The sequence below is a fragment of the Sutterella parvirubra YIT 11816 genome, from assembly GCF_000250875.1.
Lineage (GTDB): Bacteria > Pseudomonadota > Gammaproteobacteria > Burkholderiales > Burkholderiaceae_F > Sutterella > Sutterella parvirubra.
Genome location: NZ_JH604838.1, coordinates 1 through 520 on the forward strand (window position 1 = coordinate 1; position 520 = coordinate 520).

Here is a 520-nt window from a genome sequence, read left to right on the forward strand (position 1 = left end):
CTGAGCCGATCCGGGTGCGTGCTCAAGGCGGACGGAGAGGGCGTTCTTCCGATCCAGATTGAGCTTCTCCCTGGCCGCACGCACCAACCGTTCAATCGTTCGGATCGAAGGGACGGGAGCATCCGGAAGCTCGAGATCCTCGCGCCCCTCAAGGAGGATGCTGTGGATGCGCTTCGCCGTGAGACGCTGCTTTGGATTGGTGACGGGGGTCTGCCTATGAAGGAGATCCTCGATGGCAGGGATGAACGCCTTGGCCGCCGTGTTCCGCTTCACCTTGATGGTCTCGGGGATCTGAACGGGCCTGGACGCGTACTTGCGGACCGTTTTACGGTCAACCCCGAGCTCTCGGGAGACTCGGGAGATCGTGAAGCCGGCACGATGAATGAGTTTGTTGATATGATCGACTTGGTCCATGTTTAGCATTTGTGCTCTCTGTTGGTCTGGAAACCCGAGAGCATGACTGGAAACGTGGACTTTTTGCATTTTGGGGCACGAGTTTTTGCCACGTTGACCCCTCAGA

The 520-nt window shown here is 57.9% G+C and carries 1 pseudogene; it reads right to left on the minus strand.

The features are described from left to right. A pseudogene (locus tag HMPREF9440_RS00295) lies at positions 1 to 483 on the minus strand (hypothetical protein); the annotation flags it as partial. Between the last annotated feature and the right edge of the window lie 37 nt (positions 484 to 520).